Raw genomic sequence first — 25,238 nt, 5'->3', positions numbered from 1 at the left:
AAAATAATATTTCAGAATTGTTAGCTCTGTAATAATAATTATAATCATTCTAAATATAATAGTCAAGTTTTGCTTCCAATCCTAAGTAAGAAATTTTTAAAAAATATATATTCTAAAAATTTTAGAAAAAAAGCTTCAAACAAAACAAAGTTTTAAATATAGTTTCGGAATAAAGTTTTACACTTTTAAGTAAATACATGGTTTGCAAGATATTGATAATTGTTTACTTTTTCTATAAAACATGGTATTCTAAAGGCATAAGAAGCATTACGAAAGGAGTAACGTATGACTAACAAGAAAAGGATTTCATTAGCTTTAGCTTTACTTCTAGGGCTGTCTAGTTTTACAGCTTGCCAAAAATCAGAAGAAAAGCCTGCTGAAGAAAAAGCACAAGAAGAAAAAGCAGACGAAGCTGATAAGAAGGAAGCAAAGCCTGAAAATGAAGGCAAAAAAGAGGGCGAAAAAACTGATGGAAAGTTCGAAGCTACTGGTCCAGGCTATGGTGGAGATATAAAAGTAGCTGTGGACTTAAAGGATGGAAAGATAGAAAATATAGAAATTCTTGACAACCTAGAATCAGCTGGCGTAGGAAAGGTAGCCATGCCAATAGTTGCAGATAGGATTAAAAAGGGTCAATCTGTAAATGTTGATTCTGTTACAGGAGCTACAGCTTCATCAAAGGGGCTTATGCTCGCAGTTACCAATGCTTTAAAAGAAGCCAAAATAGATGATAAGTTCAAAGAAGAATATAAGGAGGACAGAGAATATCCAAGCGAACTTGACGCTGATGTAGTAATCCTAGGTGGCGGTGGTGCTGGTCTAGCTGCTGCTGTTGAAGCTGTAGAAAAGGGCTCATCAGTAATAGTAGTTGAGAAAAATGGATATGTAGGTGGAAATACTATCCTATCTGGTGGTATATATAATGCACCAGATCCAGAAAATCAAAAAGCTCAAGGCATAGAAGATTCAAATGAATTATTCTTTAAGCAAACATTCGAAGCAGGGGATGAAGTAGCAAACCCAGAATTAGTAAAAACCATGACAGACAATGCTTATGATGGTCTTGTATGGTTAAAGAAACTTGGAACTAAGTTTGAAGATAAGATAATTCAAGGAGCTGGCTCCCTCTATCCAAGAACCCACCAAGCTGTAAAACCTAATGGAACAGGACTGATAGAAGCTTACGAAGAAAACCTAAATGGCAAAGAAAATTATAAACTTTTAACAGAAACAACAGCTAAAAAGATTTTGATGGATGGCGATAAGGTAAGCGGAGTAGTTTGTGAAAACCATGATGGATCAGAATTAAAAATAAAGGCAAACAAGGCGGTCATAATTTCTACTGGTGGTTTTGCTAAAAATGCAGAAATGGTTGTAGAATACAAAGATGCAGAAAAATGGCCAAACTTAGATGAAAATACTATATCTACAAACCTTGATTCTATAAGAGGTGATGGTATTACCATGGGCAAGGAAGTTGGAGCTGACCTAGTAGACATGGGTCTAATGCAATTTTTATACTTAGGAATACCAAAGAAAGGTCAAATAACTGGACTTGTGGATTTAGGTGCAGAAAAAACCTTATTTGTAAATAAAGAAGGCAAGAGATTTGTCAGAGAAGATGGTAGGAGAGATGTAATCTGTAAGGCAATATTTGATCAAACTGATGGAGAAATGTGGTTAATACATTCATCAGATGCACTTGATTTTGATACAGAAAAAACCATAGAAGGCAAAGATTTCAAAACAGTATTAGAAAATGGTGAATTCGGATGGGTTAAGGGTGATACCCTAGAGGAATTAGCTGAAAAGATGAATGTTCCTTATGAGAACTTAAAAGAAACCATAGACCAATACAATAAAGCGGTTGATGATAAAAAAGATGAATTTGGACGTGAGAACCTAACAATTAAATTTGAAAAAGGCCCATTTGTAGGTGTACCTAGAGTTCCATCCCTACACCATACAATGGGAGGATTGAGAATTGATAAAGATTGCCACATACTAAATAAAGATGGCAATGTTATAAAAGGTCTTTATGCTGCTGGGGAAGTAACTGGAGGCATCCATGGAGCCAACAGAGTTGGTGGAAACGCTATAGTAGATACAGTTGTATTCGGTAGAATAGCAGGACAAAATGCTGCTGATGAGAAATAAAACAATAAAAGGATGTGAAAATTCACATCCTTTTTTATGCAAAAAATTTATTTATTATAAAATTAAGTATATAATATCAGAGCAAGGTCTTGAAATCACTGTATTATTTTAGTCTAAGAGGCTTTATTCAAATTTAAAATCAGAGAACCTGATAAGACTAAAACCATTCCGATTGCGAGGTTAGTAGTAAAAGCTTCACCAAGGGTTAGGACAGAAAGGATAGAGCCAAAAAGCGGCACAAAAAGTTTGTAAATTCCAAACTCTCCAGCAGAATGGTATTTAAGCACAAGTGTCCAAATAGTAAAGGCGGTTGCCGAAATGAAGGCGGCGTAAAGTAATAAAATAATAGCCTTGAGGTTAAAGTGAAGATTTCCATCTCTTAGGATAAGACCTGTTATTATCATCAAAGTCGCCCCGATAATAAATTGCATGGCCATGAGGAAGTAGGAATTTTCCTTTTGACCGTATTTTCTTATAAGAACTGTGCAAAGGGCGTTAACTGTTGTAGACATCAGGATAAAGCCGTCGCCAGTTAGCTTAAAACCAGCATCTCCGCCAGCTTTTCCCATGTTTGTGATGATAATGCCTGCTGTGCCGAGGATTAGGGCAATAATCATATTTTTATTAATCTTATCCCCAGGCAGCAAGAGGAGGGAGAAAATCACAACAATAAAGGAGTTTGAAGCCTGAATTATAGACGATTTGACTCCTGCTATGTGGGAGAGGCCTATATAATAGAAAATATATTGGATGAAGGTCTGGATGATGCCTATAAAAATAATAAATTTCCAATTTATTTCATTTTTCTTTATTTTTTCCTTATTGAAAAGGCCTAAATATATAAAAGTAATAATCCCCGCCATAAAAAACCTCATGCCAGCTATGAGAATTTTTGCACCTGTATCTAATGGGTTGATGGCCAATTCGGCATAGGTGGTTTTTATTGTAGGAATGGCTGAACCCCACAAAAGCATGGCGAAAATTGAAAATATAATCGCGTTTTTCTTATTTTTTAACAAATTAACCTCCTGGTAAAATTTTTTCTGCTAGTAAGACTTTACCAAATAAAAAGATTTTAGCAAAAGAGTAAGGCTTGGTTTTAGAAATCGAAAAAAATCATCTATAAAAATTAGGGCAGTAAAATTATTTGGGATTTTATAATAGAGGACTCTTGTAGAAATTAGCAAGGGAAAATAAAAAAACAAATATACATGATTTCGTTTTTATGAGTGAATATATACGGTATAATCCTAGTGAATATTTAATATACCAGCTAATTTAGGAATAATTATAAATACTATGATCTAGATATTAGTTTAAAAAAATAATTGACGAGATTAAAATTGCAGTTTTTTTGTAAAGTAGCTATGAAATCGTTTTTTTTAAAAATAAAACAATAGTTATTTAAATTTTAATAGAAAGAAGAGGAGCCTATGGATTTTTGTGAACTTTTACTAGAAAAAATGGTCCCTGCCTATGGGTGCACGGAGCCAGTTGCCCTTGCCTTGGCAGCTAGCAGAGCCAAAGATCTTTTGGGAGAAAATCCCAGAAAAATCCACGCCACCCTATCGGGAAATATTATAAAAAACGCCAACAGTGTAAAAGTGCCAGGAACAGAGGGGAGAAAGGGAATAGAAATTTCCTTGGCTGTTGGAGCTTTTCTGGGAGATTATAGGAAAAAATTAGAGGTGATTTCTGGCATAGACAAGTCAAAGCTCGCCTACATGGACGAACTGCTCACAAAGGGTCTAGTTGATGTTTCTTTAGACCACGATAAGGTAGGGCTTTATATTGATATATCAATGGAAGGGGAGTCTTCTAGGTCGGAAGTTATCATAAGTGATCACCACACAAATATTGTCTATGAGAGCAAAAATAACCAAGTAATCCTCGATAAAAGATGCGAAAAAAGAGCGGAAGAGTCTATTAAGCAATTGAATTTCGATAGGATTTATGATTTTGCAAAAAATGGTGACTATTCAAGGCTTATAGACATCCTTGATAAGGAAATCGCCTATAATTATGCCATAGCCAAGGAAGGCATGGAAAATCCTTGGGGAGCTAATATCGGGAAAATTTTGTTATCAGAAGCAAATGGAAAACCAATAGAAAAATACATAGCCTATGCAGCAGCGGGATCTGATGCCCGTATGGCAGGTTGCGAAAAGCCAGTTGTGATAAATTCAGGCTCGGGAAACCAAGGGGTGACAGTGTCAGTTCCTATAATTTTATATTGTGAGGATAATAATTGTAGCAAAGATTCGCTCTACAGGGGATTGATTTTTGCTAATCTAATCGCCCTTTATATCAAAGAAGGCATTGGTGAACTTTCTGCCTATTGTGGAGTTGTTTCTGCAGGAGCGGCCGCCATTGCTGGCCTTGCCTTTGTCAAAAATGAAGATAAGGAAATAATAAAATCTACCATCATAAACGCCCTAGCAACTAATTCTGGCCTTTTATGTGACGGAGCCAAGGAGTCTTGTGCAGCCAAAATCGCATCAAGTTTGAAAGTCGCAAATATGGCCTATATCCAAGCCAAAACGGGCAATTCCTTTAAATTCGGCGACGGAATTGTAAGTGATGATATTGACAAAATGATAGAAAGGGTTGGAAACATAGCCCAAAAAGGCATGAGAGAAACTGATAGGGTAATTTTAAATGAAATGATTAATAAATAGAGATTTTTCTATATAGCCGAATTTGGGCAAGGGGAAAGGGAATTTATTGGTAGGTGTTCGTATATATCGTAATGTTTTTGCAAATAACGCTCCTATTCGTCGCGTCACTTGCAAAAAATTACACAAGGTTTCTCATCAATTTTCCTGCGGACTTCGTCCTTGTAAAATTGTGAGAACCGTAAAAATTTTGCTCACAATGCAGACCAAAATTTCCTATGGAAATTTTGTAAAGAACGTAATGTTTTTATTTCAGCTGCTCCTATTCGTCGCAGCCTCAATAAAAAATTACATAAGGTTTCTCATCAATTTTCCTGCGGACTTCGTCCTTGTAAAATTGTGAGAACCGTAAAAAACATTGTTTACAATGTTTTTTACTACCATTAAAAAAGACCATTAGTTTACTAATGGTCTCTAATGGGTGGGATTTCTCCCTGAGTTAAACAGCTAAGTTCGTTAATTTTACGAACTTTCCTATTTAGTATAGCAAGAATTAGCCAATATGTAAAGCTTTTTAGAAAAATTTGTTAGTTTTGTTAAAAACTTATCAATATTTTTTATGATTTCGGGTATAAATACTAGAGATTGGAGTTGAGATGAAAACTTTAGTAGGAATAGATTCAATAAAAACTTTTGAAAATTCAGTTGAAATCGGAAATATATTTAAGGCCAACCTTTCATCGGATGTTGAGGTCATGCCTTTTCTAGATGGGGGCGAGGGAACAGTTGAAGCCATGCAGGCCATTATCAAGGGCAAATACAAGTATGTCAACGTCCACAACCCTCTAAATGATGTTATTACAGCCAGATACATACTAAAAGACGACCTTGCCGTGATGGAGATGGCTGAGTCTTCTGGTATCAGGCTTCTTTATAAGGAAGAGCTCAGGGTTATGGAGTCATCTTCTCTTGGTTTTGGGGAAATGGTCTTAGATGGTCTTAACAACGGGGCTAGGTCCTTTTATATAGGTATTGGTGATACAGCGACAAATGACCTTGGCATGGGCATGCTCTATGCCCTTGGGGTCAGATTTTTTGACGAGGAAGAAAACGACCTAAATCCTATTGCAGAAAATATGGAAAGAGTCGTAAGGGTTGATATGACTGGATTTGATGAAAGACTCAGAGGGGTTAATATCAAGATTGCCACATCCACCAATCAAACTCTTTTTGGAGAAAATTCTTTCCTCGAAGATAGGGTTTACAGAAAAGGTGCCAGCGACTACGACACAGCTAGGCTTTTTAAGGGCTGCAAGCATTTTAAAAAGGTAATTGAAGACAGCTTGGGAACAGGCCCTGTAGATATGCCTGCCATGGGATCTGGCGGAGGAGTTGCCTGGGCCCTTTATATGTTCTTTAGGGCAAATATTTCAAAATCAATGGACTTCATCCTTGAAACTGTCGATTTCAAAGACCTTATCAAGGACAAAGATGTCTTTATCCTTGGTGAAAATGTGGATCAATTTAATGGAGCCGCTTCTATAAATGTGGCAAGTCTTGCTAAAAGATACAAAAAAGACATCAAGATTATTTTCCTCCAAGATAAGGACGGAGAAAAGATTGAAAACAGGGGAGATTTCGACCTGGTTTATACCTACAGACTCAAAGACGCCTACGATAGAAAAGACATCCACAAGGAGATAGGAAGTCTTGCTAGGAGTCTTGACAAGTCTATTTTGACGGAAAAAAATTAGGGTATAGTAGACTTATGAATATAAATTTAGAAAGACTTAGCCAATCCAAGGTGACATCGGGTCTTATGATTATAAATATAATCGTATTTATCTTGATGAGCCTAAGTGGCGGTAGCGAAAGTATTGAAAACTTAATAAGATTTGGGGCAAATTCCAAAATTCTTGTGGCCCAAGGTGAGTGGTGGAGGCTTTTTACAGCGTCTTTTATCCATATAGGATTTTTCCATATCCTTTTTAACATGTATTTTTTCTATAGTTTGGGTCCGATTTTCGAAAGAATGTATGGGTCAGTAAACTTTTTGATAATTTACTTAGTTTCAGGGATTTTTGGAAACCTTATATCCTTCGCTTTTGGCGATCCTTATACAGTATCAGCTGGTGCATCAACCAGCCTTTATGGCATGTTAGGCCTTGCCATCGGCATGATGGTGACCTATAGGAATGATGAAATCATCAGGAGCTTCGGGGCAAGCTTTGTCTCTGTTGTGGTGATAAATGTGATTTATTCCTTGTTAGCACCTGGCGTTGGGGTTTACGGCCATCTTGGTGGTTTTATCGCAGGTTTTATCCTAGTGGGGATTTTCCCTATTTTAGGCAGGGACCTTGCTACTACAAGACGCCTTATTTCCCTAATAATCTTATTGGGTGGAGCTTTTGCCCTCTACAAGATTGGCCTTAGGTCTATGATAGGAGTCTAGATGAAGATAGTTTTAGCACTCATCCTTGCCCTTAGCCTTTCCGCATGTGGTTTTGAATCACAGAGCGAATTTAAGGAGGATAAGGGGGAGAATGTAAGCGAAGAGAAAATGGAATTTCCAGAAATCAAGTATATAGAAGATACAGATCCTAAAGATAGGGTGGATTTTGAAGACCTTTATGGCAAGGGCCGCATGTCTAGCAAAATTTACTTAAATGATGCTATGGGTTTTCTAAAGAAGTTTAACTTTGCTGGAAGGGAAATAGGAATCGAAGTCCTAGAATCATCCTATAGCCCAACTTCCTATACGACAGTCCTTTCTTTTAAGGATAATGACAATCTTGTCGAAAAGGAATATGGGCCTTTGGTAACTAGCGATAATATTTTTAGTCAGGTTGATATTGACATTGTCGATGCAGAATCTGGGCCATCTCTAATAGTGAGCCAGGTTGTGGTTGACGGCAATGAGACTAAGAGTGCTTATTATATTTACAACAAGTACATGTCATTGATAGACTCTTTTCACTTTGAAAACTCTATCGACGATGTGAATGTAAATGTATATAGGATGAGTAAACCTGTAGAAATAAGCGAAAATCCAAATCCATCTGATCTTGAGATGGCAATTTCCAAAAGAATTGACAAGGAAGAGGAATATCTCAAGGAAATCTTTGGACTATATAAAATCGAAAGTGAAAATATAAAAGCAGAAATAAACGGCAGGAAGGTCCTTGTAGGCCTCATGCCAAGCCCAAGTAAGGCTAGGATAATGGAATTAAAATTACTTGGTAAAGACCAAAATGATGCGATTTTAAGCATAAAATAAGAGGAGGAAATAATGAAAAGAAGTGAAGTTGAAGAAAGATTAAAATGGGACACCTCATCAATCTATGCTGATGATGAGGGATTTTATAAGGATATTGAGGAAATTAAGAGCCTTGTAGAAGAACTTAAGAAATTTAAGGGAAAAATAACTAGTGACCTTGAGACCTTCAAATCTTACCTAAAATTAGAAGAAGAATTTTCAAGAAAGATGGAAAAAGCCTTTGTTTATTCATCTTTAAAATCAGATGAAGATACCACAGTAAGCAAGTACCAAGAAATGAGCCAAGTAGCTCAAAATACTTATGTTTACGCATCAAGTGAACTATCTTTCATTTCACCAGAAATCCTATCCACAGATGAGAAAATTATCGATAAGTACCTAGAAGATCCAGAGCTTTCATACCTAAAACACTATTTTGAAGACAAATTTAGGGCAAAAGACCACGTTCTAGATGCAAAAAGCGAATCAATCCTTGCAGCCTTTGGTAAGTTAAAAAACAACCCACAAAATACTTACATGATTTTTAACAACGCCGACCTAAGTTTCCCAAGCGTCAAAAAAGACGGCGAAGAAATAGCCATTACAAATGCTAATTTCGTAACCCTTCAAGAAGACCCAGACAGGGACTTTAGACGCGAAGTTTATGAAAAATACTACCAAACTTACAGACAATTTTCTAACACCCTTGCATCTACACTTGACGGTGAATTTACAGCCCATAATGTAGAAGCAAAATTAAGAGGCTACAAGTCAGCTAGGGAAATGAGCCTTTTTGCAAATAATATACCAGAGGAAATTTACGACAATTTATTAGAAGTTGTTCACGAAAACGCTGGTATTCACAGAGACTACACCACACTTAGGAAAGAATATCTTGGAGTAGATGATTTAGGTTTCCACGATATTTATGTACCATTAGTAGAAGATTATGACAGGCAAATTGACTTTGACGAAGCAAAAGAAATTGTCCTTGAAGCAATCAAGCCACTTGGCGAAGAATATGTAAAAGTTGCCAAAGAAGGTTTTGAAACAAGATGGTTTGACGTAATGCCAAACGACGGCAAAAGGTCTGGTGCATATTCATCAGGATCTTACGACACCCAACCATTTATCTTATTAAACCACACCAACTCAATCAACGACCTATTCACTATAGTTCACGAACTAGGCCACTCAATGCACTCTTACTATACAAGACGTGAACAACCATATTTCTATGGTTCTTACTCAATCTTCTTAGCAGAGATTGCATCAACAACCAACGAGCTCTTGCTATTAAATTACATGCTTGACCACAGCCAATCAGAAGCTGAAACAAAATATCTATTAAACTACTTTGTAAACCAATTCAAATCAACAGTATTCAGACAAACAATGTTTGCAGAATTTGAACACAAGGTAAATAAATTAGTAGAAAACGCAGAGCCAATCCCAGCAGAAAGACTCCACGCAATCTACAAAGAATTAAACGAAGAACTTTTCGGCAAAGACATTAAAGTAGATGACTATATAGCATCAGAATGGGCAAGAATCCCACACTTCTATATGTTCTACTACGTATTCCAATACGCAACAGGCTTTATGAGTGCAGTAGCCCTAAGCCAAAAAATCCTTCATGGCACAGACGCCGACAGAGAAGCTTACCTAGGCTTCCTAAAAGCAGGCGAAAGCGAATACCCAATCGAAGTCCTCAAAAAAGCAGGAGTCGACATGACAAACAAAGAAGCCATGGAATCAGCAATGGAAGTAGCTAGAAAGGCTATGAAAGACTTAAGACAAGCAATTTTATAAAGAATAGAAAGAACCTAGCTTTAATAACTGGGTTCTTTTTCTTTGCCCAATTTTAAAGTTTATAAAATTCCATTGTTGTCGGAAACGTTTTCTATTATAGAAATAAAAAGTAATGGATACAAACAAATAATTTTCCATCAATTTGAAAAATATGGATATAAATCCATATAAGTGTTAATATTACAAGGTTTAAGGCTCGGAGAGATTTAGATATAATCAAGTTTTCGCTTCACAAGGTAAAAAATCTCGTAATATTTTATAAAAAAACCTTTACATTAGTATTTTTTTGTGATATTATAAAAATAACAAGAAATGGTATCGATTACAAAGCGTGATTTTTATATTCCAAGTATGATATAATAATAACAATAATAATTTAAACAGAGGAATAATATGAATATAAAATCTATCGCTAAACTTTCGGGAGTATCTACAACAACTGTATCTAGGGTCTTGAATGACTCTCCTTATGTAAGTGATGCAACAAGGAAAAAAGTTCTCCAGGTAATTGAAGAGAATGATTATATACCAAACAATATAGCTAGGAATCTCCACCAAAAATTTTCTAATAAAATCGGGGTTATAGTTGCTGATATCACTAACGAATTTTTTTCTAGTGCCATAAATGGAATTAGTAAGGTGATGGATGAAAATGGATTCCAGGTCTTGTTTTACAATACTGACGAGAATTTAAAAAATGAATCCAAGGCCCTGCATTCTATTTTTGAAGAAAGGCTAAGTGGATTGATAATTTCGCCTGTTTCTTCTAAAGATAAGAATACTTTGGAAAAATTAAAAAAACTCTCATTAAAAATGAAAACCCCCGTAGTCCTATTGGATAGGAATATAGAGGGGATTAGTTTGGATGCTGTTTTTGTTGACAATGAATGTGGGGCAAAAAAAGCTGTAAACGCGCTGATAAAGGAAGGTCACAGGGATATAGCTATTATCACAGGACCGATCACTTCTACTCCTGGTAATAGCAGGTATAGGGGGTATATAGAAGCCTTAAGGGAAAATAATATACCTATAAAAGAAGAATATATAGTATCAGGAGATTTCAAGGTAAGTATGGCCTACGAACAGACTAAGCGTTTGCTTAACTTAGAGAATCCACCTACTGCAATTTTTCTAAGCAATAATATGACAAGCTTAGGGGCGCTGAAATACCTTAAAGAAAAAAATTATAAGATAGGTGAGGATATTTCTATAATAGGATTTGATGAAATCAACCCATTTAGAGTGATAGACTATATTTTTTCCTATGTTGGAAGAGATGCTGAACAGCAAGGTAAGATTGCAGCTAAAGTTTTGCTAGATAGGATAGATAAGAGAAATGAGGGCGTAGATTTTAAACCTAAGAGAATAGTTTTAGAATGCTATTTAAGCCTGAATGGATCGGAAAAATTTAAACATAGAGAATAGGTCTTTGTAAAAAAATATAAATAAGATTTTTTTAAGAAAAATTGTAATCGATTACAATAATAAAATATCAAGTATAGGAGGTAGTATGAGTAAGGTAGTAGTTTTTGGAAGTTTTGTTGTGGATCTTATGGCTAGGTCACCACACTTACCATCACGTTCAGAAACGGTGAAGGGTTCGTATTTTCAAATGGGTGCAGGAGGAAAAGGTTTTAACCAAGGGGTTGCTTGTCACAAGGCTGGAGCTGATATGGCTATGGTTACAAAACTCGGTAAGGATAGTTTTGCAGATGTATGCTTGAATGTCATGCAAGATCTTAACATGAATAAGGAATATATTTTGACTTCTGAGAAAAAACAAACTGGAATTGCCTTAATAATGGTGGACGAAAACACAGGAGATAACCAAATTACAGTTGTTCCATCAGCTTGTAGTGATATAAAAATAGAAGAAGTTAATTCTTTAGAAAATTTAATCAAGGAAGCTGATTATGTTTTATTGCAATATGAGGTAAACCAAGACGCTAATGAAAGAATTAAGGAACTTGCCTTAAAAAATAATACTAAGGTCATAGTTAATACAGCTCCTTATGTTGAAGTTGGTGATGATTTTTATAAAAACCTTTACATGGTTACACCAAACGAGGTGGAAGCGGAAGCTATAACAGGGGTTAAAGTTGATTGTCTTGAAAATGCAAAGAAAGCAGCTGCCATATTTAGGGAAAAGGGAGTTTTGAATGTACTTATTACCCTGGGTTCACAAGGGGTTTTCGTTTCAGATGGTAAAAAAGAAGAAATAATAGATTCATTTAAAGTTAAGGCTGTGGATACAACTGGCGCTGGCGATGCCTTTAATGGTGGCTTTTTAGCTAGTTTATCAGAAGGCAAAGATATTTGGGATAGTGCAGTTTTTGCAAATGCTGTAGCAGCCTTGTCAGTTCAAAAATTGGGCACAACTCCAGCTATGCCAAGTAGAGAAGAAGTTGATAAGTTCTTAAGTGAAAGAAATAATTAGGAGGCAATTATGTTAAAAGGAATACCAACAGAGATTAGTTCAGAGCTTTTAAAAGCGTTAGCAGATATGGGTCACGGGGATATTTTGGTAATAGCAGATGATTTTTATCCACCATATTCCAAGACACCTAACGGCAGAAGCATAAATGCAAAAGGAAATACAGCGCCAGAAATGCTTGATGCGATTTTAAAATTATTTCCACTTGATACTGAATATGAAGCTTATCCAGTTGAGTATATGATTCCAGATGCTGATGCAAATATCAATTTAAGCCAAAGACCAAAGGTTTGGGATGATTGCATAAGGGTTTGTGAAAAACACGGTTTAACTAAGGAACAAGTTGGAGAAATAGAGAGAAGCAAGTTCTATGAAAAAGCAGGAAGGGCTTTTGTGACAGTTTGCACAAGTGAAAGAGAAGCCTATGGATGCTTTATAATCCAAAAGGGAGTTATGTAAAACAAATGGAAATTAATAAATATATTGATCATACATTATTGAAGGCTGACGCTAAGAAGGAAGATGTTATAAAAATTTGTAAGGAGGCGATAGAGTATAAGTTTAAGTCTGTCTGTGTAAATTCATCTTTTGCAAAATTGGTAAAAAAAGAACTGGAAGATAGCGGTGTAGACCTAACTGTTGTTGTTGGTTTTCCTTTAGGAGCTATGAGTACAGAGGCCAAAGTTTTTGAAACAAAGTATGCGATTGACAATGGGGCTGATGAGATAGATATGGTTATAAACATATCAGCCCTTAAGGATAAGGATTATGGTTATTTGGAGGAAGAAATAGGCAAGCTTAAAGAAGTTTGTGGACAAAAAATATTAAAAGTAATCATAGAAACATGCCTATTAACTGACGATGAGAAGGTTAAAGTTTGTCAAATTGCTAAAAAAGCTGGAGCTGACTTTGTAAAAACATCAACTGGATTTAGCACAGCGGGCGCTAAGGTTGAGGATGTTAGATTGATGAGGGAAACTGTCGGCGAAGACATGGGTGTAAAAGCATCTGGGGGAATAAGAACTCTTGAAGATGTAGAAAAATTTATCGAAGCAGGAGCTAGCAGGATAGGCGCTTCTGCATCTGTACAAATTATGGAAGAATTAAAAAATAGGGAGTAAAAAATGAAGAAATTTAGGTTGTTAAGTTTAGTTTTGGCACTAGTAATGATACTTGCTTCTTGTGGTGGAGCTAAAAAAGAAGAAAAAAAGGGCGAAGAAAAGACCGAGGGCAAGAAAGACTCTTATGACATTGTATACCTTACACCATCTACAGCATCTCAATTTTGGACTCACGTTGGTATAGGTATTGAAAATGCAATAAAAGATATGGAAGAAGAACACGGCATCAAAATCAATTATTCTATAGTAGGCCCATCAGAAGAAGGTCAAACAGAAGAATATGTTACTGCTTTTGAACAAGCCATAGCTAAAAAACCAGATGCAATCATTACCGCAACCTTAGCTATAGACTCAACAGTACCAAAAGCAAAAGAAGCTACAGACAATGGTATAGTTCTAAACTTTGTTAACTGTGGTCTAGGTATAGGCGATGACGGAGCTCACGAAGAGACCTATAACCAATTCTACTACTGCTCAAATAAAACTATTGGTGAAATGGCTGGAGAAGCATTCCTAAAAGCTAAAGAAGCTAAGAATATTGGAGAAGGCATAGTTGGAATTAACACAAACGTAGAAAACGAAGCCTTAGACCAAAGAGTTATTGGTTTTAGAGAATATGTAAAAGAACATGCACCAGAACTTGAACAAACAGATACTTACTATAACGGAAACGTAGTTGAAAAAGCTCAATCAAATGCTGAAAATATAATTTCAACATACGGCGATAAGTTAATGGGTATGTTCGCAGGAAATAACATCACTGGTAACGGCGTTGCCCTAGCAGTAGAAGGAGCAAAGCTAAAAGATAAGATAGTTACAGTTGCAGTTGACTCAGATGACACAGAAATCAAAGCTTTAAAAGATGGAGTCATTGATGCAATAATTGTTCAAAATGCTTATGAACAAGGTTATCTTGGAATGAAAAATGCTATTGAAACTCTAATCAACGGCAAAAACCCAGAAGAAAAGAAACAAGTAAATTGTCCTCCAAGCATAGTTGACAAAGACAACATGGAAGATCAAAAAATAAAAGAATTATTAGATCCAACCTTATTGAAAAAATAAGTTGTAATGAAATTTGTTATATGCTAGATAGATAAAAGAATCTTAGGCTTCTCTGAAATTAATAAAACTAATAAAGAGAAGCCTATAGATATTATTAGGAATGTTAAAATAGCAGGTTTCGAATGAGAGGTGAACATGGACAAAGACAATAATTTGATATTGAAAGTTGAGAATGTAATCAAGGTATATCCTGGTGTAACAGCTCTCGATAATGTATCATTTTCTATAAAAAAAGGTGAAGTTCATGCTTTGGTAGGGGAAAATGGAGCAGGCAAATCTACTCTTATAAAATGTATAATGGGAGTTGAAAAACAAAATTCGGGCCATATATATCTAAACAATGGAAGCGAGTGGATTGAAAACAAAGATGCGATAGAAGCCCAAAACAATGGTGTTTTTGCCAACTATCAAGATGTAAATATTGCTCCAAATTTATCTGTAGCCGAAAATTATTTTTTAGGTAAGCAGCCATCAAAAAATGGAATTATAAACTGGAATGATATGTATAATGAATGCAAAAAAGTGCTTGATAAATTCGACTTAGACATAAATCCCAAGGCTAAAATAAACACCTTACCATTAGCCATGCAGGCTATGATTACTATCAGTAAAATATCTACAAACGATACAATAAGATTGGTAATATTTGATGAACCTACAGCCCTATTAGAAAATGAAAAAGTAGAAAAACTCTTTAACTTCATAGAAGAACTTAAAAATCAAGGTGTAAGTATTATATACATATCTCACAGACTAGAAGAAATAATGGAAATATGCGATAGCGTTACAATATTAAAAGATGGAAAATATGTTGATACAAAAAAGGTAGACGAGGTTGATAAAGACAAGCTAATATCCTTAATGGTCGGAAGAAAGATGACTGATATTTATGATATAAAACATCAACAACCCGGTCAAGAAGTTTTGAGAGTTGAGAACTTTAGTGATAATATGAACTATCAGGATATATCTTTTAATGTTAGAGAAGGAGAGATATTAGGATTTTTTGGCCTGGTCGGATCAGGACGAAGCGAGTTGATGAGAGGTATATATGGCGTTGACAAGAGAGAAAGTGGCGAGATATATATCAAGGGAGAAAAAGTAAATATCGACTCAGTCTCCAAGGCCTTAAAAAACGGCCTAGGATTTCTAACAGAAGATAGAAGAGAAGATGGGTTAGCCTTGCCCCTATCTATAAAAGTAAATTCAAACATGAATTCTTATGATTTGATAAGTAAAAGAAACGTTATCTCATTAGATAAAGAAAAAAATAGAGCTGACCAATCCATTGAAGATCTAAGAATCAAGACGCCATCATGTAATCAAGTAGTTTCACATTTATCAGGCGGAAATCAACAAAAGGTAGTAATCTCAAAACTCTTAAATGCTAACCCTGATATTCTTATTTTTGATGAACCAACAGTAGGTGTAGATGTTGGAGCCAAACAAGAAATATTCCAAATAATGGAAAGGCTAATTGCGGAAAAGAAAGCTATAATCCTGATTTCATCATATTTGCCAGAAGTTATGGGATTATCAGATAGGCTAATAGTAATGGCTAAAGGCAGGATTACGGCAGAATACACAAAGGCAGAAATTGAGAAATTACATGAAGATGATATCTTAAAGAAAACATCAGTATAAATTTGGAGTTGATAATGAATAATAAAATAAAAAAGACAAATTTAGCAAGTCTTACTAATAACACTGAATTTAGTTTGGTATTTATTATATTAGGATTGTTTATAATAACTTCTATATTTACAGATAACTTTATGACCCAATATAACATAACAAACCTTATGAAACAGTGTGCTATAGTAGGAGTACTAGCAGTAGCTCAAACATTCATAATAATAACAGGTGGAATAGACATCTCTTGTGGTGCTATAGCTGGTTTATCCTGCATGGTACTTGCTATCTTACAAAGAGATACAGAACTTGGCCTTGCTATAACCTTGCTAGCAGCAATTCTAGTAGGATTAGTTTCAGGTTTTGTAAATGGAGTGATAATATATAAATTTAAAATCCCACCAATGATAGCAACACTGGGAACATCTACTGTTGTAGGTGGTATTACCAAAATAATAAGTAATGCCTTGACAGTAAGTGGTCTTGATGAAAGGATTCTAGCCCTTGGGAACTCAACAGTGCTTGGATTATTTCCGGTACTTGCCTTGATATGGATAGTAGTGGCAATAGCTATATTTTTGCTCCTAAGATATACAATATTTGGTAGGAATATTTATATACTTGGATCAGGAGAAAATGTAGCTAAACTTAGCGGAATCAATGTAAGAAAGATGTATATAGCAACTTACACCCTAGCTGGTTTATTATATGCCGTCGCTGGAATATTGCTAGCAGCAAGAGTTCAAAGTGCCCTACCAACAGGAGGTGAAGGCTATGAAATGAACGCCATAGCAGCAGCTGTTATAGGTGGAGCATCACTAAGTGGTGGACGTGGATCAATGATAGGAACAGTACTAGGAACCATCCTAATGATATTAATAAACAATGCTGGTGTTCAATTCGGATTAAATACCCATATACTAGAGATAACAAGTGGTGTTATAATCCTCTTTGCAGTAGCATTTGATATGTACAGGAATAGTAGGTTAGCAAAACAAAAATAGCAAGTATTACCCTCTTAAAATGAATATATATAAGACAAAAACCCGAAGAAGCATAACATCTTCGGGTTTTTAGGTTCTCAAAAATCTGTATCAATCCTTCTTTTCCCATAAAACATTTCCGTCCTCGTCATAGACTTTTTTAACTTTATAAAGGGGCATTGAGTCTTTGGTGTATTTTTCTTTTTTATATAGGGGTGGTAGGTATTTTTCCAATGGGGTCTGCCAAAACCTTATAGTCCAGACTTTTCTGTTCTCCCAAGAGGCGTTTGCACTGTAGAGGAGATCGCCCTGGCCATCGTATTTCATCATCAAATAATCATCTTTTTCGTAAAAATCCACCTTAGATGAATCAACTGGCATTTCATATCGAGTAGCAAAAATAAAGCTTCCTACAAAGAATCCTATCACAAGGACGACAGCCAAGACTCTTCTAATAATTTTCCTAGAAAGACTGGCCTTTAAATATTCCATCGGTTTTAGGTCATATTTTCTAGTTTCTCTGCTAACAGGGATTTTAACATCACTGGATAATTTTTCGTAATATTTTCTGCAAGCTTCGCAAGAGTCAATGTGGTCTTTTACAAAAATCTTTGAATTTTCGCTTAAAACATCATCAATATATAAGGGAATTAAGTCCTTAACTATATCACATTCATATTTCATTTTCTTCCTCCAAATAATCTATAATCATGTTCTTGGCCCTGTAAAAAGTGACCCTGGCCCGGGTATCGGTTTTGCCAAAAATTTGGCCGATGCTTTTATAATCAAGCTCTCCAAAGACTCTGAGATTAAAAGCCTCCTTGTAAGGTTCTTTCATGGAATGGAGAAAGGTGTGGACTTTAAGAGCAAGGTCATCATTGGCGAGGTCTTCGACAAAGGATATCTTCTTATCCTCAACTATGGATAGGTCATAATCGGGATTTATTTTATTATTTTTTCTGTAAAAATCATAAAGAGTATTACGAGCAATAGTAAAAAGCCATGCCCTTATATCTTGTGAACCATCAAAGGTGTCTATCTTATCCATGGCCTTGGCAAAGGTCTCATGGCAAATATCGATAGCTAAATCTTGGTTTTTGCACAAACTAAGGGCAAACCTATATACATCCCTATTATAATCCTCATAAATTTTTGCAAAATCCATAACCTTCTCCTTACTTATATGAAATACTCTACCTCACTTAAGAGCCTTTCTACTATAATAACGGATGGGATTTAATTTTGTTACAAAATGTAATTAAAAATTTTATTAAAGCTATAATAAATTATAGGTATTTTACAAGTTGGATAAGGACCTAGACGGATTATTTTTTATTTAAAATTTACTGTCACTTAATATTTGCTTTACAAAATTAGGCTAATATTTAAAGAAAAAGTAAAGGAGAAAGTATGTTAAATATTGCTCACAGAGGTTTTAAAGGGGAATATCCGGAAAATACCATGCTTGCTTTTAAGAAAGCAGTTGAAATAGGTGCTGATGGTGTGGAATTTGATGTTCATTTGACTAAGGATAAAGAACTTGTTATTATCCACGACGAAAAACTTGATAGGACTACAGATATGGAAGGGCTGGTTAAGGACTTCACTCTTAGGGAGTTAAAAACAGCTAATGCTAGCAAACTTTTCCCAGCCTATGAGGAAAAGATTCCAACCCTTGAAGAATATTTTGATTTTATTAAGGACAAGGATTTTCTTACTAATATTGAGATTAAAAACTCTATTATTGATTATCCTGAGATAGAAGAAAAAATTTATGAAATGATAAAGGCCTATTGTCTTAAAGATAAGATTATTATTTCTTCTTTTAATCACGAAAGCCTTGTTAGGGTAAAAAATATTGACAAAAATATCAGCTGTGGTGTCTTAGAGTCTTCAAGACTTTATAGGCCTTGGGATTATGTAAAAAATCTGGGTTGTGAATATTTTCATCCTCTTAATTTCTCTGTTGATGAAGAGATTATAGCGATATTTAAGGAAAATAACATAGGGATTAATCTTTGGTTTGGCATTTCTGATTATGATTTTGGCCAATATGTAAAAGACGGCATTACAGGTCTTATAACTGATTTCCCTAATCGAGTTGGTCAAATTTTAATGAAGAAGGACAAATAATAAAGTTTATCGTTTAAGTTTTACTTAAATTTTACAATTATAAAAAATAGTTTTGACAAATATCCTTTATACTCTTGTAGTAAAGAATTTTTATTTGGAGGAACTATGTTTAAAAAAATTTTTACTAAACTTATGTTAGTGTTGATGTTTGTTAGCCTAACTGCCTGTGCAGGTCGTAATGAAGATGCAGCTAAGGAAGAAAATAAAGATAAGGCTGCTAGTAGTGAAGAAGTTAATAAAGAAGATGGTAAAGCCGATGCAAATGGCAAAACAACTATAGTTTTTTGGCATTCAATGGGTGGTAACCTTAATGACGCTATTGACCACCTTGTAGAAGAGTATAACAATTCTCAAGACAAATATATAGTTAAGGCAGAATTTCAAGGTGAATATGATGATGCCTTAACAAAACTTAGATCATCTGCATCAGGCAAGGATGTTGGAGCTGATCTTGTACAAGTTTTCGACCTTGGTACAAGATATATGATTGATTCCGGCTTGATTAAACCTATTCAAGATTTTGTTGATGAAGAAAATTATGACACCAGCCAGCTTGAAGATAATCTTCTTGCCTACTACACAGTTGATGGCAAGCTAAATTCTATGCCATTTAACTCTTCAACCCCACTTTTATATTACAACAAAGATATGTTTGATGAGGCAGGAGTTGAAGTGCCAAAATCTCTTGAAGAGATGAAAGAAGTTGGCAAGAAGCTAAAAGATTCTGGTGTGACTGATATGCCAATTTCTATGAGTGTTTACGGTTGGTGGGTTGAACAATTCATGAGTAAACAAGGACTAGAGTTGTTCGACAATAACAACGGTAGAGATGCTAACCCAAGTAAAAGTGTTTTTGATGAAAATGGTGGAGTTAAAAATATCCTTACAGCTTGGAAAGAGCTAAAAGATGAAGGTATTGCACCAAATGTTGGTAAACAAGGCGGTGATCCAGAATTTAAGGCTGGCACCAGTGCTATGTGCTTTGCATCTACTGCATCTCTTGCACAAATTTTATCAGAAGTTGGAGATAGGTTTGAAGTAGGTACAGCATATTTTCCTGGAATAAAGGCAAGTGATAACCATGGTGTATCAATTGGTGGGGCTTCACTATATGCATTAAACTCAGGCGATGAAGAAAAAATGAAGGGAACTTGGGACTTTATCAAGTTTTTGGTAAGTGTTGAATCTCAAACTTATTGGAATGCAAATACAGGTTATTTCCCAGTTAATAAGGGAGTACTTGATACTGATGATTTCAAGGAATTAATAAAGAAATCCCCACAATTTGAAACAGCTATTGACCAATTACACGATTCAAAACCAGAAGACCAAGGAGCCCTTGCGACAGTTTTCCAAGAATCTCGTCAAATTGTAGAAAAATATATTGAAGAGATGCTAAATGACAAGCTAAGCCCAGAAGAAGCTAGCAAAAAAATGTCAGAAGAAATCGATAAGGCTCTAGAATCTTATAACAAGGTTAACAAAAAATGAGAAAATACAATAATAAAGCCTACTTGTACATGCTACCAGCCTTGGCTCTATTAGTGATATTTGTATTTTATCCATTCGTACAGACTATTATCCGTAGTCTGTACGCTACGGATAATATGGGAAATAATACAATATTTATTGGTTTAGAAAATTATACAGATCTTCTATCTTCGTCATCTTTTTGGAATAGTATAAGGGTGACTTTTATATATGTATTAATAGTAGTAGTCTTAGGAGTTCTTTTAGGATTTGCTACAGCTCTTTTATGTAGGGTTAATTTTCCAGCTATTAGACTTTTTTCAGCATCCTACTCCCTACCCATAGCTATAGCATCATCGGGCATGGCTTTGGTATTTAGAGTAATGCTAAACCAGTCTGTTGGTATTTTAAATGTTATATTAAAAACAAATATAAATTGGCTAGCAGATCCTAGTTGGGCCTTACTAAGCGTAGGAGTTCTCACAGCATGGCTAAATTCAGGTCTTAATTTTTTGTATTTTTCATCAGGTCTTGCGGGAATAGACGATAGTTTGTATGAGGCTGCATCTATGGATGGAGCCAATTCCATTAATCAGTTTAAAAACGTAACCCTACCATCAATTAGACCTATTATGTTCTTTGTGGTTGTTACAAATATTATAAACGCCTTCCAATCTTTTGGACAAATTAAATTATTAACCCAGGGTGGACCAGGTGAATCAACCAATGTTATAGTCCACGATATTTACAAAAATGCCTTTATGAACTACAGGTATGGATACGCATCAGCAGAATCAGTGGTTTTATTTTTCATAGTAATGGTATTAACAATTATCGCTTTTAGGTCGAACGGAGTAAAAAATGCAAAGAACAAGTAATGATATAGATAACTTCAGACTTTTTAATAAAACCGCAAAGCCAAGAAGTAAAAAAATAGATAAGGCCATAGGTATAAGGCTAGTTTTAAATATTATTGTGGTGATTTTTGTATTATTTCCTATAATCTATGCCTTTGTGATGAGTATTAAGCCTTCCTATGAGCTATACAATAAAACTTTTTTTACAGCAAATCCAAGCATAGAAAATTACAAGGATGTATTTAAAATTGCTCCCATAGAAGGATATATAGTAAATTCGCTAATAGTATCCATAATAATAACATTTTTTCAAACTATGACAGCAATATTTGCAGCCTTCGCTCTTCACTTCTTAGATTTCAAAAAGAAGGGGCTTTTGTTTGCAATAATTATGGCAACAACGATGATACCTGGAGAAACAACAATTATATCAAATTTTTTGATGATATCTGGTTGGGGCTTTGCAGATTCATTTTTTGGACTGGTGGCACCCTACCTAACAAGCGCTATGGGAATATTTTTGTTTAGACAGGCTTTTCAGTCTTTTCCAATGGATATATATGAAGCAAGTAAGATGGATGGGACAAGTGATCTAGGCTTTATTTTTAGAATTCTAATTCCCCTATCAAAACCAACAATTGGAGCCTTAGCAGTTCAGTCCTTTCTAGGAGCGTGGAATATGTATATGTGGCCTTTACTAATAACAGGTTCTGACAGGTATAGAACAGTTCAAATTGGTATATCAATGCTAAACTCAGCAGACGCCCAATCAATGCTATTAATGATAGCAGGGGTTGTAATTTGTATGATACCATCACTTATAATATTCATGTTTGCTCAGAAAAACATGGTAAAGGGACTAACAACAGGAGCAGTAAAGGGATAAAATGGCAAGAGTAAAATTAGAAAATGTTTCAAAAATCTATGACAACGGTTTTGAAGCAGTAAAAAATATGAATTTAGATATAAAAGATGAAGAGTTTGTAGTGTTGGTAGGACCTTCGGGCTGCGGCAAATCAACAACACTTAGGATGATAGCAGGCCTTGAAAACATATCAGAAGGAAAATTTCTAATTGATGATAAAATTATGAATGACGTGTCATCTAAAGACAGAGACATAGCAATGGTATTTCAATCCTACGCCCTATATCCACACATGACCATTAGAGAAAATATGGGCTTTGCCTTAAAAATGCAAAAAGTAAATAAAAAGGAAATTAGCGAAAAAGTAGAAAATATAGCGAAAACATTAAAATTAGAAGAATTACTAGACAGAAAGCCAGCCCAACTTTCAGGCGGACAAAGGCAAAGAGTAGCCCTAGGTAGGGCCATGGTTAGAAATCCAAAAGTGTTTTTATTAGACGAACCCCTATCAAACTTGGATGCTAAATTAAGAGTTGAAATGAGAACAGAGATAGTAAGGCTTCACAACGAATTAAAGACAACCTTCATCTATGTAACCCACGATCAAATAGAAGCAATGACAATGGGAGATAGGATAGCAGTAATAAATGAAGGAGAACTAGTCCAATTTGACACCCCTTTAAATCTTTATTATAAACCAAAAAATAGGTTTATAGGACAATTCATAGGTTCACCAAAGATGAATGTCATAGAAACAAATCTATATAGGGATGGTTCAGACTTTTATGTAGAAATATTTGGCAAAAAGCGTCAACTACCACCAATAAAAATAAAAGACTTGGTAAGTTATGAAGCAAAAAATAGCAAAGTCCTTTTGGGAATAAGAACAGAAGAATTTACTTATGACGAAGACTCAGATATTAAAGTAGTCTTTGATAATGTAGAATACATGGGCTCTGACACCTATGGATATATAATAAAGGAAAATAAAGAACCAATAGTAATGCGTTTCAAACCTCAAGATCCAATAATAACAGAAAAAGAAATACCAGTTAGCATTAACCTAGAAAATACTTACCTATTTGATATAAAAACAGAAGAATGTATATCATATCCAGAAAAGAAAACAGATATTAAAAATATATTAATAGAAGATATGATAAACAAAGAAAGTGTAAAAGAAGAAAAAATAGAAAGTGAAAAAATAACATATTGAATTATCAATAAAAAGAATTAGTAGGTCTTCTTAAAATGACCTGCTTTTTTAATGCGGAAAAACTGGTTAGAAGAAATATAGAAAATAAATGAAAAGATATGAGATGATTATGCTAGCATAAACTTGTACATATATTATAGAAGGAAAAAATAAAAACAAGAAAAATGAAAAGATTTTAGGAAAACTAGTTGACAAGCTATATATAGGGCAGTACTATATATAGGCACGATGTAGACAGGTCCTAAAGGGCCTAAAAAAATATTTGCAAAAATATTTGACAAAGTAAAATCTATATCGTATACTTATATTAATGCTGCTTAAGGCATTTATCAAAAATGTGCAAATATTTGAGAAAAACTTCAAAAAATATTTGACAAGATAAAAGTTAAGTGGTATTATATAAAAGTCGCAACAAGTTAGCGACATTGAACCTAGATAAGACCTAGTCTTATCGATTAAAATTATATAGAAGATTGATAAAGTTAATTACTACTATTCCAAAAAGGAATATTAATAATTACTTTAAAAGAATAACAACTATAACCTAGTTAAATTTCTTTACAGTAATGATTCTTGAAAAAGAATTTTAAATCACGCATTTGATATATAAGTCAGATGTAAATGACAGAGTCAGAATAAAATGACACTCATTACAAATTTTTAATGAGAGTTTGATCCTGGCTCAGGATTAACGCTGGCGGCGTGCATAACACATGCAAGTCGAACGATGAAACTTAAATGATCTCTTCGGAGTGAATTTAAGTGGATTAGTGGCGGACGGGTGAGTAACGCGTGAGTAACCTGCCTTAGAGAAGGGGATAGCCTTTGGAAACGAAGAATAATACCCTATGAAACCATAACCTCGCATGAGGCCTTGGTCAAAGATTTATCGCTCTAAGATGGACTTGCGTCTGATTAGTTAGTTGGTGGGGTAACGGCCCACCAAGACAGCGATCAGTAGCCGGCTTGAGAGAGTGTACGGCCACATTGGGACTGAGACACGGCCCAGACTCCTACGGGAGGCAGCAGTGGGGAATTTTGCACAATGGGGGAAACCCTGATGCAGCGACGCCGCGTGATTTAGAAGGCCTTCGGGTTGTAAAAATCTTTTCTATGGGAAGAAAATGACAGTACCATAGGAATAAGGACCGGCTAATTACGTGCCAGCAGCCGCGGTAATACGTAAGGTCCGAGCGTTGTCCGGAATCATTGGGCGTAAAGGGTACGTAGGCGGGTAAGCAAGTTAGAAGTGAAATCCTATAGCTCAACTATAGTAAGCTTTTAAAACTGCTCATCTTGAGGTATGGAAGGGAAAGTGGAATTCCTAGTGTAGCGGTGAAATGCGCAGATATTAGGAGGAATACCGGTGGCGAAGGCGACTTTCTGGCCATAACCTGACGCTGAGGTACGAAAGCGTGGGTAGCAAACAGGATTAGATACCCTGGTAGTCCACGCCGTAAACGATGAGTGTTAGGTGTCTGGAGTAAATCTGGGTGCCGCAGCTAACGCATTAAACACTCCGCCTGGGGAGTACGCGCGCAAGCGTGAAACTCAAAGGAATTGACGGGGACCCGCACAAGCAGCGGAGCATGTGGTTTAATTCGACGCAACGCGAAGAACCT

21 protein-coding genes and 1 rRNA gene are annotated in these 25,238 nt (G+C 35.3%); 19 read left to right on the top strand and 3 right to left on the bottom strand.

Annotation, left to right across the window (positions count from 1 at the left end; genetic code table 11):
• Positions 1 to 285: 285 nt before the first annotated feature.
• Positions 286 to 2,157: a flavocytochrome c gene (locus AC1EJ5_RS07380; RefSeq protein ID WP_348938388.1), complete on the top strand. Its 1,872-nt coding sequence runs from the start codon at positions 286 to 288 to the stop codon at positions 2,155 to 2,157.
• Positions 2,158 to 2,270: 113 nt separating this feature from the next.
• Here the strand turns inward: AC1EJ5_RS07380 and AC1EJ5_RS07375 are convergent, their stop codons facing one another.
• On the bottom strand, positions 2,271 to 3,176 hold the full coding sequence (locus AC1EJ5_RS07375; protein WP_308748820.1) for a DMT family transporter: 906 nt from the start codon (positions 3,174 to 3,176) through the stop codon (positions 2,271 to 2,273).
• A gap of 414 nt (positions 3,177 to 3,590) precedes the next feature.
• Here AC1EJ5_RS07375 and AC1EJ5_RS07370 point away from each other — a divergent pair, with 414 nt between their 5' ends.
• The 12 genes from AC1EJ5_RS07370 (at position 3,591) to AC1EJ5_RS07315 (ending at position 17,096) form a co-directional block, all read left to right on the top strand.
• Entirely contained in the window at positions 3,591 to 4,835 is a 1,245-nt protein-coding gene (locus AC1EJ5_RS07370; RefSeq protein WP_479815474.1) for an L-cysteine desulfidase family protein, read from the top strand.
• Positions 4,836 to 5,428: 593 nt separating this feature from the next.
• Positions 5,429 to 6,526 (top strand): glycerate kinase, encoded by a 1,098-nt coding sequence (locus AC1EJ5_RS07365; RefSeq protein ID WP_308748818.1) that lies wholly within the window; start codon positions 5,429 to 5,431, stop codon positions 6,524 to 6,526.
• Between the two features lie 14 nt (positions 6,527 to 6,540).
• Complete coding sequence (locus AC1EJ5_RS07360) at positions 6,541 to 7,224, top strand: rhomboid family intramembrane serine protease (RefSeq protein WP_223418483.1); 684 nt, start codon at positions 6,541 to 6,543, stop codon at positions 7,222 to 7,224.
• On the top strand, positions 7,225 to 8,049 hold the full coding sequence (locus AC1EJ5_RS07355) for a hypothetical protein (protein WP_479815471.1): 825 nt from the start codon (positions 7,225 to 7,227) through the stop codon (positions 8,047 to 8,049).
• A 12-nt stretch (positions 8,050 to 8,061) separates the two neighbouring features.
• Positions 8,062 to 9,840, top strand: coding sequence for an oligoendopeptidase F (pepF, locus tag AC1EJ5_RS07350; protein WP_348938382.1), 1,779 nt, complete (start codon positions 8,062 to 8,064; stop codon positions 9,838 to 9,840).
• A gap of 393 nt (positions 9,841 to 10,233) precedes the next feature.
• Positions 10,234 to 11,265 (top strand): LacI family DNA-binding transcriptional regulator, encoded by a 1,032-nt coding sequence (locus AC1EJ5_RS07345; protein WP_479815469.1) that lies wholly within the window; start codon positions 10,234 to 10,236, stop codon positions 11,263 to 11,265.
• A gap of 85 nt (positions 11,266 to 11,350) precedes the next feature.
• Positions 11,351 to 12,277: a ribokinase gene (gene rbsK, locus AC1EJ5_RS07340; protein WP_479815468.1), complete on the top strand. Its 927-nt coding sequence runs from the start codon at positions 11,351 to 11,353 to the stop codon at positions 12,275 to 12,277.
• A 9-nt stretch (positions 12,278 to 12,286) separates the two neighbouring features.
• Positions 12,287 to 12,733, top strand: a complete 447-nt coding sequence (locus AC1EJ5_RS07335) for an RbsD/FucU family protein (RefSeq protein ID WP_223418495.1) — start codon at positions 12,287 to 12,289, stop codon at positions 12,731 to 12,733.
• Between the two features lie 5 nt (positions 12,734 to 12,738).
• Positions 12,739 to 13,395, top strand: a complete 657-nt coding sequence (gene deoC / locus AC1EJ5_RS07330; protein ID WP_223418497.1) for a deoxyribose-phosphate aldolase — start codon at positions 12,739 to 12,741, stop codon at positions 13,393 to 13,395.
• A 3-nt stretch (positions 13,396 to 13,398) separates the two neighbouring features.
• Entirely contained in the window at positions 13,399 to 14,460 is a 1,062-nt protein-coding gene (locus AC1EJ5_RS07325; RefSeq protein WP_479815466.1) for a substrate-binding domain-containing protein, read from the top strand.
• 135 nt (positions 14,461 to 14,595) lie between these two features.
• Positions 14,596 to 16,104 (top strand): sugar ABC transporter ATP-binding protein, encoded by a 1,509-nt coding sequence (locus AC1EJ5_RS07320; protein ID WP_223418501.1) that lies wholly within the window; start codon positions 14,596 to 14,598, stop codon positions 16,102 to 16,104.
• 14 nt (positions 16,105 to 16,118) lie between these two features.
• The gene (locus AC1EJ5_RS07315; RefSeq protein ID WP_223418503.1) at positions 16,119 to 17,096 is read left to right on the top strand and encodes an ABC transporter permease; all 978 of its coding nucleotides are present in this window, start codon (positions 16,119 to 16,121) and stop codon (positions 17,094 to 17,096) included.
• Between the two features lie 90 nt (positions 17,097 to 17,186).
• On the opposite strand, the gene AC1EJ5_RS07310 is transcribed toward AC1EJ5_RS07315, so the two are convergent.
• Positions 17,187 to 17,759 (bottom strand): zf-HC2 domain-containing protein, encoded by a 573-nt coding sequence (locus tag AC1EJ5_RS07310; RefSeq protein ID WP_223418505.1) that lies wholly within the window; start codon positions 17,757 to 17,759, stop codon positions 17,187 to 17,189.
• Positions 17,749 to 18,240, bottom strand: coding sequence for an RNA polymerase sigma factor (locus AC1EJ5_RS07305; RefSeq protein ID WP_223418507.1), 492 nt, complete (start codon positions 18,238 to 18,240; stop codon positions 17,749 to 17,751). The genes AC1EJ5_RS07310 and AC1EJ5_RS07305 overlap by 11 nt, the downstream gene beginning before the upstream one ends.
• A 245-nt stretch (positions 18,241 to 18,485) precedes the next feature.
• Between AC1EJ5_RS07305 and AC1EJ5_RS07300 the strand changes: the two genes are divergently transcribed.
• The 6 genes from AC1EJ5_RS07300 to AC1EJ5_RS07275 form a co-directional block, all read left to right on the top strand.
• Complete coding sequence (locus AC1EJ5_RS07300) at positions 18,486 to 19,208, top strand: glycerophosphodiester phosphodiesterase (RefSeq protein WP_223418509.1); 723 nt, start codon at positions 18,486 to 18,488, stop codon at positions 19,206 to 19,208.
• A gap of 105 nt (positions 19,209 to 19,313) precedes the next feature.
• On the top strand, positions 19,314 to 20,699 hold the full coding sequence (locus AC1EJ5_RS07295) for an ABC transporter substrate-binding protein (protein WP_479815462.1): 1,386 nt from the start codon (positions 19,314 to 19,316) through the stop codon (positions 20,697 to 20,699).
• 116 nt (positions 20,700 to 20,815) lie between these two features.
• Positions 20,816 to 21,556: a carbohydrate ABC transporter permease gene (locus AC1EJ5_RS07290; RefSeq protein WP_223418514.1), complete on the top strand. Its 741-nt coding sequence runs from the start codon at positions 20,816 to 20,818 to the stop codon at positions 21,554 to 21,556.
• Entirely contained in the window at positions 21,540 to 22,421 is an 882-nt protein-coding gene (locus AC1EJ5_RS07285; RefSeq protein ID WP_223418517.1) for a carbohydrate ABC transporter permease, read from the top strand. Before AC1EJ5_RS07290 ends, AC1EJ5_RS07285 begins: the two co-directional genes overlap by 17 nt.
• A 1-nt stretch (position 22,422) precedes the next feature.
• On the top strand, positions 22,423 to 23,616 hold the full coding sequence (locus AC1EJ5_RS07280) for an ABC transporter ATP-binding protein (protein WP_479815460.1): 1,194 nt from the start codon (positions 22,423 to 22,425) through the stop codon (positions 23,614 to 23,616).
• A 659-nt stretch (positions 23,617 to 24,275) separates the two neighbouring features.
• A 16S ribosomal RNA gene (locus AC1EJ5_RS07275) occupies positions 24,276 to 25,238 on the top strand; the annotation flags it as partial.

Source organism: Anaerococcus sp. C0059F3, from assembly GCF_056590475.1.
Note: the sequence above shows the minus strand (reverse complement) of the source record. Positions and strands in the feature narration are given on the sequence as shown.